Raw genomic sequence first — 17,964 nt, forward strand, 5'->3', positions numbered from 1 at the left:
GCCAGAGCGGTTATAGCGTTCACCGACGCAAACGAGCTGCCGGCCGCTAAACGGATGGAAGGGATGGGTTATGCGGACAAGCTGCGTCGAGGCCGCGGAAAGGCCTGCATTCCGAGGTGAGTTACAAGCGGCTCGAACAGGATCGCTTCGTGTGGCCGCGTAAAGAAGCCGTGCTCAAGCTGCGAACCGAACAACTGCACTGGTTGCTCGACGGTATCGACATCGAAGCGATGCGCGCACACCCGACACGCTATTATCAGCGCGTGACCTGAAACGCGAACCAGCATCGCTGGTCTAATCCGGCGATGCCGCCACCACCCTCATCTCCCACCGACGAGCTGCAAGCGCTACGCACCGAACTCGCTGCCATGAAGAGCGAGTTGCGCGTGGTGACGGTCGAGCGTGATTTGCTACGCGAGAAGCTCAAGGCCTTCCAGCGACAGCTCTTTGCAGCCAAGAGCGAAGCGCGCGGGAGCGAGCAACGCGACCTCTTCTTAAACGAAGCGGAGGCGGCCGCAACGGGATCTGAACCGGCGCAGGAGACGGAAGCAGAACAGAGCATCGAGGTTGGCGCGCATGAACGCAAGAAGCGTGGACGCAAGCCGTTGGACCCGATGCTCCCTCGAGAGATCGTGCGTCACGAGTTGCCAGAATCCGAACGCGTTTGCGCGCATGACGGACATACGCTCGTCGAGATCGGCGCCGAGATCAGTGAGCAGCTCGATATCGTGCCGCAGCAGGTTCGCGTCATTCAGCATCAGCGCGTCAAATACGCGTGCCCTTGTTGCGATCTCGGCATCAAGGTCACGCCGGCACCGGCGCGCATCATCCCGAAGGGCTTATTCACGGAATCGGCGCTTGCATGGGTGGTCGTCAGCAAGTTCGCCGACGCGCTGCCGTTGTATCGCATCGCTGCGCTGCTGCATCGTTTCGGCGGGGATCTCTCGCGTGGCACGCTCGCTGCCAGCGTGGTGCGCGTCGGTACGGCGGTGCAGCCGCTGATCAACTTGATGCGCGATCATCTGCTCGACGCCGACATCGTCTATGGCGATGAAACCACCGTGCAGGTGCTGAAGGAGCCCGGGCGCGCGGCGCAGCGCAAGAGCTACATGTGGGCGCAGATGAGCGGCACCGGTCCGCCGGTTCGATTGTTCAGCTACAGCCCGACGCGCAGCGCGGCGCAAGCCGCGGCGCTCTATGCTGGCATCAAGCCAGGCGCGGCATTGATGACTGACGGCTATGAGCCGTACAACGATGTCGCCGACAAGAACCAGCTCGTTCATTTGGGCTGTTGGGCGCACGCGCGTCGTTACATGATCGAGGCCGAAGAGAATCTGCCGAAGGCACAACGTGGACGCGACCATCCCGTCAGCGAATTCATTCGATTGATCGGGACGCTGTTTGCTATCGAATCGCGTTGCGAAGGCATGGCGCCGGCGGATCGGCTGCTCGATCGTCAACGCGAGAGTCGCTCGGTGCTGGAGCAAATCGAGGCACTGCTTCTTAGACAGTTGAACGTCGTGTTGCCGCAAAGCGCGTTTGGCAAAGCGTTGAGCTACCTGAAGGGCCAGTGGCCGAAGCTGATTCGCTACGTCGAAAACGGCGCATGGCCGATCTCGAACAACGCCTGCGAGAACGCGATTCGGCCATTTACAGTCGGCCGCAAAAACTGGCTCTTCTACGACACAGTCGCCGGCGCGAATGCGGCAGCCAACCTGTATTCGCTGATCGAAACCTGCAAGGCAAACAGCGTGGAGCCGTATGGCTACCTGCTCGGGTTGTTCAAGGCGCTGCCAACTGCTCAGAGCGCGGACGATTACGAGGCGCTGCTTCCATGGCGGCTCAGCCCGCCGGCCGCCTGACGCACTGCCGGCCTCCTCGCGCAAGCCACGTGGTTTATTGCGCGCTTACTGACGACGGCGTCGTGATGTTCAGTTGGCGTTGCGGAGTTGATCCGTGACGGCCCACGGCATGAGCTGGTCGACGCGGTTGATCGGGTGATCCGCGATGCGGGCAAATACGAAGCGCGGATAGGCTTTCGGGATCGATGTCGTTGAACTTTGCCGTCCCTATGAGGCTGTAAATCGCGGCAGCACGTTCGCCGCCGGAGTCCGGGCCGGCAAAGAGGTAATTCCGCCTTCCGATGGCCACTCCTCGCAACGCGCGCTCGACCGGCAGGTTATCGATCTCCAGCCGGCCATCGTCGCAATAGCGCGTGAGCGCCAACCATCGGTTCAGCGCATAGAGAATCGCCTGATTCGCGTGCGAGAGCAACCCCGGGCCCGCCAGGCCGCGTTCGATTGGTCGGCTTGGCGCTGCTCGAGTGTTGCCCACGTTAATCTCGATGGCGCCCACCGCCGCAGCTCTGACGGCCGGCGTAGCGGCCGGGCCGGGGTAGGCCGCGCGATCTCTTGCGTCGGTGCTTCCAACGTGACCGGCACCAATCCGACCGATCGTAGTCGCCTGCCGCAGGAGTGACGTGCAGTTCCACCGCGGCCGCCGAAAAGCCCTGGTGGCGCGCGCTGGCCTCGAATGCACGCAATGCGTTTAGATGAACGGGTGTTTTCACGGGAAGAAAGTTTTTCTTTCAATGAGCAACACTTTATCTCGTTTGGCAGTGAGACAAAATCGGAGAAGAATCCCGTCGAATCCGAAGGTCGACGATAGCTCTTCCTCGTGACATCAGATGGGGGGTGGGCGCCATCGATGCTGCCAGCAGGGGGTAAGGACGATAGTTGCGCAGCGGTGCCGGGAAACCACTGGAAGCCGGAACGCTGCCGGAAGGCAGCATGCGATCTTTATCCCTATGACTGACTTTGTGACCGATGAGCATGAGAAAAACGTATCGAGCCATGCAGGCGACGAAACCTGGCATGTTGGAACTGGTTGAGCGCGCGACCCCGTCGCCGGGCGCGGGCGAAGTGTTGATCGAGGTCGAAGCCTGCGGCATTTGCGGTGCCGATGCCGGCACGATTGAAAATGTTGATCCGGCAGTGCTGCCTCCCCGGGTGCCTGGCCACGAGGTGGTCGGCCGAATCGCTGCAGTCGGTCCGGGAACTCCGGCGCGCTGGACGGTCGGGCAACGAGTTGGTGTGGGTCGGCTCGGCGGCCATTGCAACGCATGTGAGCAATGTCGGCGCGGGCAATTTCAGTTGTGCACGAACCAGCCCATCGTAGGCTCCAGTTGCGACGGCGGCTACGCGGAAATGATGGTGGCGCGCAGCACGGGCCTCGTCTCCATCCCCGACGAGTTGAGTTCCGAGGAGGCCGCGCCGATCCTGTGCGCCGGCATCGCCACCTTCAATGCGCTGAAAAAGTCGGGCGCCGAGCCCGGAGATCTCGTGGCCGTTTTAGGGATCGGCGGCTTGGGCCATATGGCGTTGCAGTACGCACGTAAGATGGGCTTCAAGATCGCGGCGGTCGGCAGGGGGCAGGACATTGCGGAAGACGCGCTGGCACTGGGCGCGCATGTCTACATTGACACCCATCTCGAGGACGCTGCCGCGAGGCTCAAGGCCATGGGGGGCGCGCAAGCGCTCGTGACCACGATCGGCAATGCCGAGACAGTATCAGCGCTGATGGGCGGCCTGGCGCCGCAAGGCCGGCTAATCGTGCTGGGCGTGGCCAAGGACCCGCTGTCGATCTCGACTGGCCAGCTCGTCGTCGGCGAAAAGAGTGTCGCGGGATCGATGACCGGCACGCCCTACGAGAGCGAAAGAACGCTGGACTTCAGCGTGCTGACCAGCGTGCGCCCGATGATCGAGACCATGCCGCTGGAAAACGCGCTCGCGGCCTACCAGAAAGTAAAGTCCGGCGACGTCCGGTTCCGGATGGTCCTCGTCATGGGGAAGGCGGACAGCGCGCGCTTATCAGGTTGAATCCCATGTCAGAGGTCAATGCCGGCACTTTGAGTGAGGTGCCATCGTCGTCCCTTTACGCTCATGCGAAGGGCAACGTCGCCAGGCTCACCATCGCTCAGGCGCTGGCGGGCGGGAACTCGACCGTCATATACGCGACGGGCGCGATTGTCGGAAACGCGCTAGCGCCGAGCCCTGCGCCGGCGACCTTGCCGATCTCGACCTTTGTCGTCGGGATGGCGGCGTCATCCCTGCCGGCCGGGGCAATTACCCTACGCCGGGGCCGCCGCACCGCCTTCTTGACCGGAACCGGATGCGGTGTGCTGGCTGGTCTGCTTGCGGCCTGGGCTGGGCGGAGCTTGCCGTCGGCCGCACGATCGCCATCGTCGTCCGCCAGCCTCGGTTCGTGACCGCGGTGATTTGCGCGGTAGTCTCTTACTTGCCCATGAACTTTCATAGAACCTCGGGTTCGCCCCTCGGCGTGACTCTCACCTCTTCAACGAAAATTCGCGCAGTCCACTCCACGCATTTTCTTTTCGGAGATTTAATAATGAAAAAGCTCGTCCTCGCCGCTGCTCTCGCGATCGCATCAACGGCCGCTCTGGCCGACCTGGCCTCAACTGAGGCGAACCAGCACTTTCAGGCCATCGCGTCGGGCGACGTCGCGCAACTGATGCGCGGCTATGCCGACAATGCGCAATTCAATTGGGTTGGTGGCCCGCTGGACGGTACGTACGCGGGAATCGACGCCATTCGCAGCGTCTGGGAGAAATTCACGAAGGCTCAGGGGCCGATGAAGGTGTCGGTCGATGGGATCGAGGAGGCAGCAAATCCTAAGGGCACCAGCGTGACGGCCAATGTCGTGTTCGAGGGCAAGCAGCCGATCCGCGTGCGTTATGTCCTGACGTATCGCGACGCGCGGATCGTCAGCGAAACATGGCAGATCGATGCAAAACCCGCGAAGAGCGGCTATTGAATCTCAGCGGAATCGAGCACAAACCGCGGTAGAGTTTCCGAGCGATAGTAAGCGCGATTCGCATCCGTATGCCAGAGCCACGAGCCTACAGGATAGGTTCGTGGCATCGACAGAAGGATTGCCGGATACGCTGCCGCGAGCCAGCTTGGTTGGCGACGATTCAGTGCACGGCAGCTGTTCTGAGTGCGTGCTCTAGGTTGGGGACTTGGAGCTGACCTGCCGGCGTACCTCGTCGGCGATGGGGTGCAGCAGACTAGGCGCTTCGGTGCCAACCACGCTGTAGCCAAGTCCCCGAGCCGCCCAGGTGACACCTCCGACGTTCCCCGTGGTCTGCTCCATCATGGGCGCCTCCTTCTCATGGATCATCGGCCTGATCATGACGGCCATGCGTGTCCCATCAGCGCTATCGTAGAAGAACAAACCGGCTGAACCGTGACCTGTTGCGACCAACCTACCGCCCACATACCGGTAGCCCGCTCGACTGAGGTCCGGAATCTCGACCGGCCGCCGCAGTTTGTCCGACACCAACTTGAGCAATTCCGCCTTATCGGTGTCCTCGGAGGGATCGGTTGCATACGCCATGTAGCTGCTTCGCGCCTCGCCTGCAAGCACCGCAACACCGCCGTTGGGTACCAGTGCCCCGCGCATATGCCAGCCGCCGACGGTCCCGGTCGCGAGTGCAAGCACGACTGTAGCGGCCGTTCGCCAAGGAGCAGGGCTTGCGCTGCGCCGATGCTTGAGTAGCGAGTGCACTCGCAACCGTTCCGGAATAGGTTCGTCCGCAATGGGTGTAAGCGCGGACCTCAAGAGTTGCCGCTGAGCAGCGAACATTGCGACGGTGGCCGCGGCCTCCGGATTACGATCTAGATAGTCCTGAACTTCCTTGCGACGACCGGCATCAAGCGCTTGGTCAATGAAAGCATGGAGATCTTCCTCCACGATAGGAGCTGGGGTCCGAGGTTTGTCCACTTACTTCATCCTCCGCAAGAGCGGTTCGCCTCGAGGGCTTGCTTCCCGCGTCTGGTCGCCGTCGAGTGCGCGTTGAAGGCGCTCCCTTCCTCGGGCGAGACGGGACATCACGGTTCCGATCGGGATGTTTAGTGTCTTGGCAGCCTCCGCATAGGTAAGGTCCTCCACCGATACCAGCAATAGCACGTTGCGCTGATCCTCGGGTAGGGCGGCCAATGCCTTCATCAGTTCGCGATGGCGGACTCGGTGCTCCTGGGGTGCAGGGGTGGCGAGGGCTTCTTCATCGACGTCCGAGATGTCGAGATGGAGCCCACGCCGCGCGCGCTGCCGCAACTTGTTGACGATGAGATTGTGCGCGATAGCGAAAACCCACTGCCGAGTGTTCTCCGCTCGCCGCCGCGTATCCCAATTGCTTATGGCCCGCTCCAAGCAGTCTTGAACGAGATCGTCAGCGAGATCGCGGTCACGCACCATTGCACTGGCATAGCGACGCAACGCTGGAATCAGCGGCTCGAGTTCCGCGATGAGAGCCATGCCAGCGCTGCCGATCATTGCGTGGCGACCTGCAATTGAACTGGCGCGCCCGGTTTACCGTCAACGATGGGCGCAACCACCAGATACCGTCGGGTGTCGGCTGCCTGAGCCTGGACGATCTGGCGGATCGGACCGACTGCGTTGACGACGGCGGAACCTGCTGGGTTGGTCACGAAGTTCGCCAGGGGTTCCAGTGCGCCGGAGCCGTCAGCCTTCTTGGCCAACGCGATGACATAGGGCTGCTTTCGTTTCAACCCCGTGACGGATGCTTGCATGACCTGGGACAACCCCTGATCGAACAGCGCAACGCTGGTGCGAGTCGCGCCACTGCCCACGTCGGCCAGCGACAGTGAGGCCGCTTTGCCCGCCACGCCTAGCTCCTGAAGGTTGTGCATACCGTCGTCGCCGCTAGGCACTGCATTAGGAACGTAGATGACGGCTTGCGGCGCCTGACCAATCGGTACGTTGCCGATAACCGTGTTCGACGCCGTGTCGATGACGGCGAGAGCGTCGGCGTTTTCGAGGCCGACGTAGATGCGGCTACCGTCCCCGGAAGGCCACACTCCATGCGGGAGGTTGCCGACAGGGATGGTCGCAACTTGGGAGAAATCATCCGTGCGGAAGACCTTCACTTGGTTCAGCCCGCCCACAGTCACATATGCGAACGTTCCGTTACTTGTTTTGGCGAAGTTAACATGGTTCGTAATCGGGCCGGTCTCGAACGACTTGATGACACCAAATGGGGGGCGCGCATCGAAGACTGTCGTCGTGCCAATGTCCTTGAGTGTGAACCAAACCTGCTTGCCGTCTGGCGACGCTGCGATGTTCGGGCAGAATGGACTGTCCTGTTTCACCTTCGCGATGATCTTGTGAGACGCGACCTCTACGATGGCGGTCTCGGGATTGAAGGATGAACAAACATATGCGTATTTTCCATCGGGCGAGAAGATCTGCATCCCTGGGCCGGCAGCCGTCGTGATACGTGTTTTTTCTTCGAAGGTTGCAGCGTCGATCACCGAGACATAGTTTTCGCCTCGAACAGTCACCCAGACTTCCTTGCCATCTGGTGTGAAAAACGCCTCATGGGGAGAGCGGCCAAGGTAGGTCGTGTGCTTCACGGTGTTGGTGGCCGAGTCGATGAACGTCACCGAGTTCGAGCCAATCGATACCACCGCGAGCGTTCGATGGTCGGGCGAAAAGCCGAGGCCGTGGACCAGCACCTGGCCATGATAGAGCGGGCTAAAGCTGCTGGGCGCGGGGTCGCCCAGACGGATGACGCCAAGCAGCCGATTGTCGGCCGGGTCTGTCACCGATACGGTATTCGAAAATTGCTCGGCCGCGTAGATACGGTCTCCGTGACTGACGGCGATATCCGCATCGCTCTCTCGGCCTGGCACCTGGCCAGCAACGGTAAGGGTCGAGAAAAGTGCGGATGAAACGAGCGACGAGAGCAAGAGTTTCTTGAGCATTTGGGCTCCTAGTGCGTGTGATCGTGGTGTTCGGGCGTAGAGGCCCGAGGCGCGGGTACACCGACTTGGGTCGGCGACGGTACGGAAGGTGGAAGTGGTTCGCCCAAAGCGAATCGCATTGCAGCGATCTCTTGCTGCTGTTCCACAATGATTTCCTGGGCAATGCGCCGCAACTGCTCGTTGCTTCCGTAGCGCAACTCCGCCAAAGCCATATCGATAGCACCTTGGTGATGCGGAATCATCATGGCCGCAAAATCTCGATCGATGTCGCCAGAGGGCTTGACAGCCATCGCGGTCATCATCTTGTCCATCGCTGCGTCGTTTTCCGCGCGGAACGCCTCTTTAGGCGTCAATGCTCCAGCTGCCGTTGCCATTGCTGTGGCAACCAGAAGCATGGGCCAACGAAGCGCGCGCCATCGATTGGCTGCGGTGGTCTTGGTTTTGATCCAGCTCATCCTTACTCCGTGTAACGGGGCACATCCCCGTCTTCCGGTGGACGCTGCAGGACCGGATTTATTCCCTTCAATGCGATCCGATGGAACTTGCTCGATATTCAGTCATTGCCGCTGTGATGAGGCCCAACTTGTGACCAACAGATGCGCCGTGCGTATTGCGAGGTATCCGATAAATAGGTTGGCGCCGACGAATACCGGTAGCGCCAATACTTGCGCCGAGCGCACGCCTGACTGAGCGAGCTTCAGACTGCAGACCGTCGCGGCCCCGACGCCGAACGTGTAGGCCCAGTAGGCAGGGCTGAAGCGCTGGGCGCCCAGCCAGGGTCCGAGGCGTAGGCCAAGCGCCAACTGGAACAGACCGTAGCCCCATAGCATGAGCGGCCAGTGGTCAGTGCTGCCTGGAGACAATGCCAACCAAGCCATGGCGCAAACGACCGCCGGGGAGAACTGAATGCCGAGCAAGGGGCGCTGATGCGCGGGTAGCGCCGTCGAATGACATAGCCGCTGAATGATTAGCGATTCGAGGGCCAACCACGAAAACAGCCCCACCCCGAGGAACGGCCAGCCCCAATCTGGGCGGCCTAACGTGGCGAGTGTCGCCGCGCTGAGGAAGTTGCCGCCAACGGTCGGCAGGTACAGCGTTGGCACCATATCCATCGAGCTCTTCCCGCCTTGCCACAGCGTGCCCGTGTGCCATAGGCTGAAGGCGACGTGCCACATGATGCCGCTAATGGCTAGAAACCACGCCGCGGTCATCGAATACGGAAGGACTGCCATGGCGACGAGCAAAGTGGAAACCGCCACCAATGCAGGCGTACCGCCCTGCACGGGATGCAGAAACTCAGCTCTTACCAACTCCAAGTGACGGATGGCTTGCCACGAGTAACCGACGATGAGTATCGCCCAGACCAGCACGGCGATCGCCAAGACAGATTCACCCGCCGCCGGCGGCAGCTGCCATAGAGGCGCCGCCGCGCGCCACGCCTGCCCTAGACCGACGAGGCCTAGGACGATTCCGAAGTACGATGCCGGAATCGTAGCTTGTGTCGTGCGCATCATGCGCGTTCCCGACGGCGCCGCAGTGGAGCAGTGACGGTGTTCATCGCGAGCCGGCGCCGCCGCGGGCGAGCAAGCCTTAGTGCTGTTGTCCACAGCAGCTCGTCGCTTGAGCAGATACGTTGGCAGTACCGTCCTCGACTCGCACGGGCGTGTAACCGGCATCCACAATGGCGTCGCGCAATTTATCCGGATCGGCATCGGTCGACTCGATTGTTACAAGATGATTGGCCGAGTCGACGGTGAACTTCGCGTGGCTGTCGACTGCATTCAGCGCTTCGGTAATGGAGCGGACGCAGTGGCCGCAAGTCATGTCATTCACTTCAAAGGCAATCATGAGGTTTCTCCTAAAGGGGTTTGTCGATGAGACGTTGGAACTATCCAGCTTCCCATCGTCGGAATGTCAAGAGGCTTGCTGCAGTTAATACCAAGTGCGAATACCGGCAACCCATTGCTGGTCGAAGACGGCTTGATGATCGTTGCGGGCGAAACCGGCGGTGCCGCCGAAGCGGCGCTTTCACTCCACGCCGATGTAAGGGGCGACACGCCGACTAATCTCATAACGCGAACGCAGGCCCAGCTGGGCGTCGGAGATTCCCCTGCCGACGCGCCGAGCGGGATCCGAGCGGCCATACGCGTTGATCTCGAGATCCGGTTGCAAGATCAGCCGCTGCGTGAAGCGCATGTCGTACTCCGCGCGCACGCGGGCCGCGGTTCGGCCGGAAGGGGCGACGTAGCCGGTGGCTTCGAGATCGAAGTTGTACGGCACGATGACGAGACTGTCGTGCTTCCTATCGTTGGAATGTCAATAGAGCTGCTGTAAACGCGATCGACGTAACCGAGAATTTTTTTGCATGCCCCGATTGACCTTCCAATGATGGAAAGGATCAAGCTGCTCTCCATCGAACGAGCAACGAATTGGAGATCACCCTCATGAGTACGATCGCTTCACCGTCCGAATCCCTGCAATTCAAGCTGCCTATCGAAGGCATGACTTGCGCGAGCTGCGTCTCGCGCATAGAGAAGGCGCTCCAGGCACTGCCGGGCGTCGAAAGCACCGCAGTTAACCTCGCGACCGAGGAAGCCACCGTTCGGGCCTCTGCGGAAGTGGATGCGGGGACGCTCGCCGACGCCGTCCGCAAGGCCGGTTACGACGTGCGCTCCCGCCCGATCGAGATCGGGATCGAAGGCATGACCTGTGCATCGTGCGTGGGCCGGGTGGAAAAGACGTTGCTGAAAGTCCCCGGCGTCTCGGCCGCATCGGCGAACCTGGCGACCGAAAAGGCGACAGTTACGGTGCATGCCGACGTGTCGTTCGCGACGCTGGCCGCGGCTGTCGACAAGGCGGGCTACGTGGCTAAGCCGGTCGTGGCCGCATCAGCGGCATCCACCGCACCGGCTGCAGGAGGTCTTCCGCAGTGGGGGCCGGTGCTCGCCGGTACGCTGCTGACGCTTCCGCTGCTGCTGCCGATGGTGCTGCAGTTGTTCGGCATGGAGTGGGAGCTGGGGGGCTGGGCGCAATTGGCGCTGGCGACGCCGGTGCAGTTCTGGCTTGGTACGCGTTTCTACCGCGCCGGCTGGAAGGCCGTGAAGGCGGGCAGCGGCAACATGGACCTGCTGGTCGCGCTGGGCACGAGCGCGGCGTACGGGCTTTCGGTTTTCCTGTTGTGGCAGCACCGCAACGGCGATACGCCAGATCTGTATTTCGAGGCGTCGGCCGCAGTCATCACGCTGGTGCTGCTTGGCAAATGGCTCGAATCTCGTGCCAAGCGGCAGACCGCTGATGCAATCCGCTCGCTCAATGCTTTGCGGCCGACTGTTGCGCGGGTCCTGGTGGGTAACGTTGAAGTTTCCACGCCGGTCGAGCAGGTCGCCGTGGGCGACATCGTCGTCATTCGTCCCGGAGAGCGCGTGCCGGTGGATGGGGAAGTCATCGACGGCCGCAGCCACATCAACGAGTCGCTCATCACCGGCGAGAGCCTGCCGGTAGCGAAGGCTGTCGGCGACAAGGTGACCGGCGGTTCGGTCAACGAGGAGGGCGTATTACAGGTCCGCACGCTGGCCATTGGCACCGAGACGACGCTTGCCAGAATCATCCGCATGGTGGAGTCGGCGCAGGCGGCCAAGGCGCCGATTCAGCGCATCGTCGACCGAGTGAGTGCGGTCTTCGTCCCAGTCGTCCTCGGGCTTGCACTGTTGACCTTCCTCGGCTGGTTCATGTACAGCGGCAATGCGGAGCACGCTTTGATCAGCGCGGTGGCGGTGCTCGTGATCGCTTGCCCCTGTGCGCTCGGGCTCGCCACACCGACGGCCATCATGGCAGGCACCGGTGTTGCCGCCCGCCAGGGGATCCTGATCAAGGATGCGGAAGCACTCGAAGTGGCGCACTCGGTGACCGTCGTGGCGTTCGACAAGACGGGCACGCTGACTGAAGGCAAGCCGTCTTTGGTTGCAATCGAGGCAGCCGACTCCCGCGGTTCGAATGAGGTGCTTCAGCTCGCGGCCGCGCTGCAAAAGACCAGTGACCATCCGCTCGCGCATGCGGTGATGGAGAAGGTGCGCGACGATCGTATCGCCGTGCCGCCGGCGCAGGACGCTCAGGCCCTGCCAGGCCGAGGCGTGCAGGCCGTCGTGCGAGGCCGGCAGCTGCTGTTGGGCAGCACGCGGTTGATGAACGAGGCTGGCGCTGATCCGGGCGTGCTGCTGGCTACGGCCGAGCGCCTTGAAGGCGAGGGACGCACTATCTCCTGGCTGCTGGCGCAGGAGGGCAATCGGACTCGCGTGCTGGGGTTGTTGGCCTTCGGCGACACGGTCAAGCCCGCGTCGTACTCCGCCGTCGCGCGCCTGCGCGAACTTGGCATTCGGACGGTGATGCTGACGGGTGACAACCAGGGCAGTGCCAATGCTGTGGCGCGGGAGTTGCGCATCGATGAAGTTCGTGCGGAACTATTGCCTGGTGACAAGGCGTCCTTCGTTGAGGGACTGCGTAAGCAAAGGCACATCGTGGCGATGGTCGGCGACGGATTGAACGATGCCCCGTCGCTGGTGGCTGCGGACGTTGGCTTGTCGATGTCGACGGGCACCGACGTGGCGATGGAAGCGGCGGGCATTACGCTGATGCGTGGCGATCCGCGCCTGGTGGCGGATTCATTCGATGTCTCGCGTCGTACTTACTCGAAAATCAAACAGGGCTTGTTCTGGGCGTTCGCGTATAACGTGCTGGGCATTCCGTTGGCGGCTTTGGGCCTGTTGAATCCGGTCATTGCCGGTGCTGCCATGGCCTTCAGTAGCGTGAGCGTTGTCACCAATGCACTGATGCTGCGCCGCTGGAAAGGTGCGGCGACCGCTGTCAGCGCGGCCGGCCCGATTCAAGGAGCTTGACCATGAACATCGGCGAAGCAGCCTCCGTCTCCGGGGTCTCAACGAAAATGATTCGGCACTATGAGAGCCTCGGGCTGTTGCCGCAGGCGAGCCGCACGAGCAGCGGCTATCGACAGTACAGCGACAAGGATGTGAGCCGGCTGCGGTTTATCCGCCACTGTCGGGACCTCGGTTTTTCACTGGACCGGATCGGTGAACTGCTCGACCTATGGCAGAACCGCGAGCGCTCCAGCCGGCAGGTTAAGACACTGGCCCAGGCGCACATCGCGGAGCTAGACGAAAAACTGAAGGAGCTCCAGGAGATGAGGGGTGCGCTTGAATCTCTGGTGCAGTGCTGCAATGGTGACGACCGGCCCGACTGCCCCATCATCGAGACGCTCGCGTCCGAAGCAGCCGTGCGAAGCTGCGCCACCACCGCACAGGCCCGAAAGAAAGCTGCCTGACAAGCGCTGGCAGCTCACCGGTCAGCCCAGGTCCTTCATGAATCGGTGCGGTGGGCAATGGCTGTGCGGCAGATTTCCAGAGCGAATATTTCTCTCGACGGGCGAGTCGGAACGGTACGACCGTACATCCGGAATCATGGGAAATGGATATGGCTATCGATAAACAAGTGGAAATATTGGTGATAGGGAGTGGTTTTGGTGGGGCGGTTGCGGCGCGTCGCCTTGCTGAAGCTGGGCGAAATGTTCTGATGCTCGAGCGTGGTCCGTGGAGAAATACGGTTCCAATTCGATCGACGGGCATCGAGGATTTGGCGCCGCTCCCGCAAGGATCTCAAGCCTTCACTTACAGCTTGAGATCGATCAGGGCACATTTCATAAAAGACGAGTTCCTCCTCAATAAAAAGGGATTCGTCGAAGTGTATTTGGGCGACGGCATCAATGTGATCTGCTCTTCGAATGTGGGAGGTGGCAGTCACATATATGCGGGGATGCTGGGCAGGCCGTCCGATCCGAATTACTGGGATGATCGTCATCCGGGCATTTCGCGAGAGCATATGGATAAGTATTACGATGAAATTCTCACGTTGCTCGCTGCAAGATCCATATCGCCTGACGATAGGGTCCCGAATGGCATCGATCAAACCAACTACAACGGCGAGCTATCGAGCGCTGGGATGATGAGTCCGCCCGTTGGGTTTTTGTTGCCGAAGAAACCGGGCCTGGCTGCAAAGGTAGTCGATCGGTACGGGGTCGAGAGATGGGAATGCGACATGCGAAACAATAGTTTTCTCGGGTCCCCGTCTGGCGGCAAGACGACTTTGGATTTTTCTTTCGTTTGGCCGGCGATGCAGCATGGCCTGGTTGTGCGCGACCTATGCGAGGTAAAGTCGATTCGCAAGCTGAACACACGGGATGCGGTCGGCATGCGATATGAAGTTCGCTATCGTAATCAGCGAAGCGGGCAGGACGAAACGGTGCTCGCGAGACACGTTGTCCTGGCTGCGGGTGGCTTGAATACCGTTCGATTGTTATTGAGAAGTCGTGATGTCGAGCATGGATTGGACGGGATGCCGCGGCTGGGTTACCAATTCGGCACCAATGGAGGCTTCTTTGGGTTTTGGAAAGAGAACAGCAAGCAAGACATTGCTGATGGCATGCCGCTTTCAGCTCCATTCCGATCGAGAGACTCGACGAATAAATCCGTCAAGATGCTTCGTGCGAGTGTTCAGGGATTCGACCGCATACCGATGCCCGCGCCGGTGAGGCGGTGGCTGTGCAAGAATTCATTCATGGTTGCTTTTGGTCGCGATGACAGCAATGGGTCGATGGAAATTGTCCGCGGTAAGTTCAAGATAAGGTACAGAAAGAGCGAGAACAGTATTTATCAGGAAATTGACTGGGAAGTCACGACTATAGAGCGCAAGACCAATACAAAGGTGTATGCGCCTTCTGCGCCTGTCACTGTTCAGCCGATTGGGGGCGCTTGTCTGGGCACGTCAAATTCGAACGGCGTCATAGGCGCGAATGGCGAGATTTTCGATCATCCCGGACTCTATGTGGTAGATGCCTCGGCCCTCCCGGAGTCTCCCGGAGCGCCGCCGAGTCTGTCGATAGCGGCATGGTCTGCTCATGTCGCCGACAGGCTGCTGGAATCGCTGGAATGCCGCGGAGCGCAGCCTTGAACGGGGCTGTTTCGACGCGGTGATGGCGATGCCGGCCGCCCTGCAGGCAGGCGCGATGGTCGGCGGCGTTGTGCTGGCGCGACTTACTCCCCAAGATACGCGGCACGCACCTTCGGATCGTCGAGCATCTCTTTGGCGTTGCCGAAATGGTGATGGACCCGGAGTCCATGACGTAACCCCGGTTGGCGGCCTGCAGCGCGAGCCGTGCGTTCTGCTCGACGAGCAGCATCGTGATACCCTCCCTCGCGATCTCGCGTACCACCTTGAAGATCTTCTCGAATGGTCGTGGTCTTTCCCGCGCCGTTGGCGCCGATCAGCGTGACGAGCTCGCCCTGCTGGACTTCCATATCGACGCCCTTGACTGCCTGGATGCCGCCGCAATTGACCTGCAGGCCCTTGATTTTCAACATTGCCGTAGCCATCAGTGGACCGCCGCACCCAGATAAGCCTCGATCACCTTCGGGTTGCGCTGCACGTCGTGCGTAAGCGCTCCATTATCGCCGTCCCTCTGAGTAGTGGATGGGCGCGTTGATTCGTGGAGTGGATATGCTGCGAATCAGTTCCAGGGGGACGGCATGAGGCGTAGGCCTGTCGTGTCTGAGCAGCCTAGGGTAAGCCGGGATGTTTGGATATTTTTGTATCCGGAAGATGCGTCCGACGGATCTTAAATGGCGTCTTTTTGTATTCAGAAGTGCTCCGTGGAAATGCAAGACGACCCGCTTCGCGATCTCGTTCGTCAACGGAATCGCGATCGCAAGATCAGTTTCGAGTGATGTTCTCGATCGCATCCATCGCTTAGGGCGAAGATTGAAGGCGAGCAGGGCTGGAGGCGATTTTTAGGAACCGACATGCAGTGAAGTCATCTGCCGCTCGCCGATGCAGCGGTTACTGGATATTAGGTCGACGACACGGGAAGGAGCGGGCGTCATGAGTCAGGTTACTGCTGTAGGTAGTGCAGGCGAGCAGCGTTTAGGGGACGAACTGTACAACGAAGATCTCGCACCGACAGGTGCCGGTCAGCGCACCTGGAAATGGCAGCACTTCGCCGCACTGTGGGTCGGGATGGTGATGAACGTTGCGTCATACATGCTCGCATCCGGTCTGACCGGGCAGGGCATGTCACCGTGGCAGGCGGTATTCACTGTCCTGCTCGGCAACATGATTGTGCTTCTGCCGATGTTGCTCATTGGTCATGCCGGCGCAAAATACGGCATCCCGTTCGCCGTGCTGGTGCGCTCGTCGTTCGGCACGCAGGGGGCCAAATTGCCGGCGGTTTTGCGCGCGGTAATCGCTTGCGGTTGGTACGGCATCCACACCTGGCTTGGCGGAAGTGCGATGTACTCGCTGGCGAATATTCTCACTGGAAATGCGTTGACCGGGGCGGTATTGCCGTTGCTCGGCATTTCGGCGGGTCAACTTGGTTGTTTTCTCGCCTTCTGGTCCTTGCAGCTCTACTTCATTCTCCACGGTACCGAGTCGATCCGCCGACTCGAGAGTTTGTCGGCCCCAGTCAAGATTGCAATGTGTGTTGCCCTCGTCTGGTGGGCAACTTCAAAGGCAGGTGGTGTCGGTGCGATGCTCTCGGCGCCGTCTGCCTTTGTGAAGGGTGGGGCGAAAGAGGGTTTGTTCTGGGTGACGTTTTGGCCGAATCTCACCGCTATGGTCGGTTTCTGGGCGACCCTTGCGCTCAACATCCCTGACTTCACGCGCTTTGCGAAATCACAGCGGGATCAGGTCCTGGGCCAGACAGTTGGCTTACCGATACCGATGGCCTTGCTCTCCCTGATGTCTGTTGTCGTCACTTCTGCGACCGTCGTGATCTATGGTAAGGCCGTCTGGGACCCGATCGACCTAACCGGCCGGATGACGGGCGTCGGCGTTGGGATAGCACTGGTAATCCTGACGCTGGACACGATGTGCTGCAATTTGGCCGCCAATCTAGTTGGGCCTGCTTATGATTTTGCAAGTCTGTCTCCAAGTCGTATCTCCTACCGCATGGGAGGTATGATCACGGCCACCATTGCTATCGCGATGATGCCGTGGAAGATTCTTTCGAGCACGCAGGGCTATATTTTCACTTGGCTGGTCGGCTATTCGGCATTGCTTGGGCCGGTAGCGGGGGTAATGATCGTTGATTACTTTCTTGTGCGGCGTACGAAGCTAGATTCGGCGCAGCTCTTCGAGCCGGACGGCATCTATGCATACAAGAACGGATGGAATCCGATTGCGGTCGTCGCTTTTGCGTGCGGGGCGATTCCCAATCTTCCGGGTTTTCTGAAGACTGCCTTTCCGTCGGCGTTCCCGTCGGTACCGGACGTATTCATGCAAATCTATACGTATGCGTGGTTTGTCGGTCTTATTATCGCCTCGGTTGTGTACTCCGTCGGCATGGGAGTAGGGCGTCAGCGAGCGTAAGAGAGGTGCAATGCGCCCCCACGGCGGAACTCCAGCCGCTGCTCGCGAATGGTCACCTGGATCTTGCTGTTCTCTCAGCGGAAACCGATACGCAGAAGGTCTTATTTTGCTAAGCGAATGACTTGTGTGGACGGCATCAGGCCAACACGACAACGTCGCGGATCTGGAGTGTCTGCCACCCAAGCTGTTTCGTGATGTTGCATCTTCCTGAAACGGGCGTTGAAACAGCTGCGCACCCGCGGACGGAACCACAGCATCGTGCGTACTAGCCGTAGCATGTCGGCCATTCAGGCACGCGTTGCCTGCGGGGTTCGTTGCGTTGGTGGTCGCTGAAAGTTGTGCCCCGCACGGCGCCATCGTTGTTATCAAGAAGACTTTCCGGCGCTTCCGCCGTTGTCGGCCATCCTTGATGCTTCGCCGACCATTGACCCGTTTCCGGTTCAACGAGTCGGCGACCAGGTGCGCGCAAAACTGCACCGGTTACAGTGCCGCGACCCGACCGACACTGCCGTGAGGCGATGCGTTACGCCGTTTCGCGCGACTCCAATCGGACTGCAACGTATCAACGCGGCGATTTTTCACTTGCCTCTTACCGAGCATGGATGCCGTTCCATTTCGGCCGCCTCCGACGGACGTCCCTTGATGCGACGAGGCGGTCGTGCTTCTCGTGCTTCTAGCGCCGTCAGGGATGTTTCCTTGCGCATCGCCAAGCGTATCGAGCCGCTCG

15 protein-coding genes and 5 pseudogenes are annotated in these 17,964 nt (G+C 60.5%); 9 read left to right on the top strand and 11 right to left on the bottom strand.

Annotated features, from left to right (window positions below):
- Positions 1–116: 116 nt before the first annotated feature.
- Together tnpB and tnpC are read left to right on the top strand one after the other, a co-directional pair.
- Positions 117–272, top strand: coding sequence for an IS66 family insertion sequence element accessory protein TnpB (gene tnpB / locus C9I57_RS19845; protein WP_107152363.1), 156 nt, complete (start codon positions 117–119; stop codon positions 270–272).
- A 33-nt stretch (positions 273–305) separates the two neighbouring features.
- A complete protein-coding gene (tnpC, locus tag C9I57_RS19850; RefSeq protein ID WP_107152364.1) occupies positions 306–1,862 on the top strand; it encodes an IS66 family transposase in 1,557 nt (518 codons plus the stop codon).
- Positions 1,863–1,931: 69 nt separating this feature from the next.
- On the opposite strand, the pseudogene C9I57_RS19855 reads toward tnpC, so the two are convergent.
- Both C9I57_RS19855 and C9I57_RS19860 read right to left on the bottom strand, forming a co-directional pair.
- Positions 1,932–2,253, bottom strand: a pseudogene (locus tag C9I57_RS19855) (transposase domain-containing protein); the annotation flags it as partial.
- A gap of 211 nt (positions 2,254–2,464) precedes the next feature.
- Positions 2,465–2,569, bottom strand: a pseudogene (locus C9I57_RS19860) (LysR family transcriptional regulator); the annotation flags it as partial.
- A gap of 262 nt (positions 2,570–2,831) precedes the next feature.
- Here C9I57_RS19860 and C9I57_RS19865 point away from each other — a divergent pair.
- From C9I57_RS19865 to C9I57_RS19875, 3 genes and pseudogenes are all read left to right on the top strand, one after another.
- On the top strand, positions 2,832–3,878 hold the full coding sequence (locus C9I57_RS19865; protein ID WP_107152365.1) for an alcohol dehydrogenase: 1,047 nt from the start codon (positions 2,832–2,834) through the stop codon (positions 3,876–3,878).
- A gap of 38 nt (positions 3,879–3,916) precedes the next feature.
- Positions 3,917–4,201, top strand: a pseudogene (locus tag C9I57_RS33845) (MFS transporter); the annotation flags it as partial.
- Between the two features lie 206 nt (positions 4,202–4,407).
- Positions 4,408–4,833: a nuclear transport factor 2 family protein gene (locus C9I57_RS19875; protein ID WP_107152584.1), complete on the top strand. Its 426-nt coding sequence runs from the start codon at positions 4,408–4,410 to the stop codon at positions 4,831–4,833.
- Positions 4,834–5,025: 192 nt separating this feature from the next.
- Here C9I57_RS19875 and C9I57_RS19880 read toward each other — a convergent pair whose 3' ends face one another.
- The 7 genes from C9I57_RS19880 to C9I57_RS19910 all read right to left on the bottom strand — a co-directional run bounded on the left by C9I57_RS19880 (position 5,026) and on the right by C9I57_RS19910 (position 10,085).
- A complete protein-coding gene (locus C9I57_RS19880; protein WP_258187735.1) occupies positions 5,026–5,772 on the bottom strand; it encodes an anti-sigma factor family protein in 747 nt (248 codons plus the stop codon).
- 30 nt (positions 5,773–5,802) lie between these two features.
- Positions 5,803–6,336 carry a sigma-70 family RNA polymerase sigma factor gene (locus C9I57_RS19885; protein ID WP_107152585.1) on the bottom strand — a complete coding sequence of 178 codons (534 nt, stop codon included), beginning with the start codon at positions 6,334–6,336 and terminating at the stop codon, positions 5,803–5,805.
- Positions 6,337–6,350: 14 nt separating this feature from the next.
- Entirely contained in the window at positions 6,351–7,805 is a 1,455-nt protein-coding gene (locus C9I57_RS19890; RefSeq protein ID WP_107152367.1) for a YncE family protein, read from the bottom strand.
- Between the two features lie 8 nt (positions 7,806–7,813).
- Entirely contained in the window at positions 7,814–8,200 is a 387-nt protein-coding gene (locus C9I57_RS19895) for a DUF305 domain-containing protein (protein ID WP_440130231.1), read from the bottom strand.
- A 162-nt stretch (positions 8,201–8,362) separates the two neighbouring features.
- Positions 8,363–9,319 (bottom strand): dicarboxylate transporter/tellurite-resistance protein TehA, encoded by a 957-nt coding sequence (gene tehA, locus C9I57_RS19900; protein WP_258187736.1) that lies wholly within the window; start codon positions 9,317–9,319, stop codon positions 8,363–8,365.
- Between the two features lie 76 nt (positions 9,320–9,395).
- Complete coding sequence (locus C9I57_RS19905) at positions 9,396–9,653, bottom strand: heavy-metal-associated domain-containing protein (protein WP_107152369.1); 258 nt, start codon at positions 9,651–9,653, stop codon at positions 9,396–9,398.
- Between the two features lie 180 nt (positions 9,654–9,833).
- Positions 9,834–10,085, bottom strand: a complete 252-nt coding sequence (locus C9I57_RS19910; RefSeq protein WP_258187737.1) for a copper resistance protein B — start codon at positions 10,083–10,085, stop codon at positions 9,834–9,836.
- A 164-nt stretch (positions 10,086–10,249) separates the two neighbouring features.
- Here C9I57_RS19910 and C9I57_RS19915 point away from each other — a divergent pair, with 164 nt between their 5' ends.
- From C9I57_RS19915 to C9I57_RS19925, 3 genes are all read left to right on the top strand, one after another.
- The gene (locus C9I57_RS19915; protein WP_107152370.1) at positions 10,250–12,697 is read left to right on the top strand and encodes a heavy metal translocating P-type ATPase; all 2,448 of its coding nucleotides are present in this window, start codon (positions 10,250–10,252) and stop codon (positions 12,695–12,697) included.
- Between the two features lie 2 nt (positions 12,698–12,699).
- Positions 12,700–13,140: a Cu(I)-responsive transcriptional regulator gene (gene cueR, locus C9I57_RS19920; protein WP_107152371.1), complete on the top strand. Its 441-nt coding sequence runs from the start codon at positions 12,700–12,702 to the stop codon at positions 13,138–13,140.
- Positions 13,141–13,289: 149 nt separating this feature from the next.
- The gene (locus C9I57_RS19925) at positions 13,290–14,822 is read left to right on the top strand and encodes a GMC family oxidoreductase (RefSeq protein WP_219909896.1); all 1,533 of its coding nucleotides are present in this window, start codon (positions 13,290–13,292) and stop codon (positions 14,820–14,822) included.
- A gap of 83 nt (positions 14,823–14,905) precedes the next feature.
- On the opposite strand, the pseudogene C9I57_RS19930 reads toward C9I57_RS19925, so the two are convergent.
- Positions 14,906–15,244: pseudogene (locus tag C9I57_RS19930) on the bottom strand (ATP-binding cassette domain-containing protein).
- Positions 15,244–15,300: pseudogene (locus tag C9I57_RS33680) on the bottom strand (hypothetical protein); the annotation flags it as partial. The pseudogenes C9I57_RS33680 and C9I57_RS19930, both read right to left, overlap by 1 nt.
- A 449-nt stretch (positions 15,301–15,749) precedes the next feature.
- Here C9I57_RS33680 and C9I57_RS19940 point away from each other — a divergent pair.
- Entirely contained in the window at positions 15,750–17,237 is a 1,488-nt protein-coding gene (locus C9I57_RS19940) for an NCS1 family nucleobase:cation symporter-1 (RefSeq protein WP_107152589.1), read from the top strand.
- The last annotated feature ends 727 nt before the right edge of the window (positions 17,238–17,964 follow it).

The organism is Trinickia symbiotica, assembly GCF_003028655.1.
Classification (GTDB): Bacteria; Pseudomonadota; Gammaproteobacteria; order Burkholderiales; family Burkholderiaceae; genus Trinickia; species Trinickia symbiotica_A.